Consider the following 364-nt stretch of genomic DNA (forward strand, 5'->3'; position numbering starts at 1 on the left):
GCCTGCTCGATGCGGCATTTCGCGTAGCGGATGACGACGCTAACCGCTTTACGCTGCCGCAGGCTATTCGTCTGGTGACCCGCAATCCAGCGCGGGCCTTAAATCTCGACGATCGCGGCGTTATTGCCGAAGGGAAACGCGCGGATCTGGTGCTGGCACACCGCAAAAGCGGCAACATCCATATCGACCACGTCTGGCGTCAGGGCAAAAGGGTATTCTGACTATGGGTAAACTGATCTGGCTGATGGGACCATCCGGCTCCGGTAAGGACAGTCTGCTGGCAGAACTTCGCCAGCAGGAACCTGCACAACTACTGGTGGCACATCGTTACATCACCCGCGCCGCCAACGCCGGGAATGAAAAT

General features: G+C 58.2%; 1 protein-coding gene and 1 pseudogene. Both read left to right on the forward strand.

Translation table 11 applies throughout. The features are described 5' to 3' along the window. Positions 1 to 221: amidohydrolase family protein (locus FDX22_RS19580; protein WP_146717652.1), on the forward strand; the 221-nt coding region annotated here is incomplete at its 5' end. Positions 222 to 223: 2 nt separating this feature from the next. Continuing rightward, positions 224 to 364: pseudogene (locus tag FDX22_RS19585) on the forward strand (ribose 1,5-bisphosphokinase); the annotation flags it as partial.

Origin of the sequence: Citrobacter sp. TBCS-14 (assembly GCF_005280805.1) — a bacterium.
GTDB classification, from domain to species: Bacteria; Pseudomonadota; Gammaproteobacteria; order Enterobacterales; family Enterobacteriaceae; genus Citrobacter; species Citrobacter gillenii.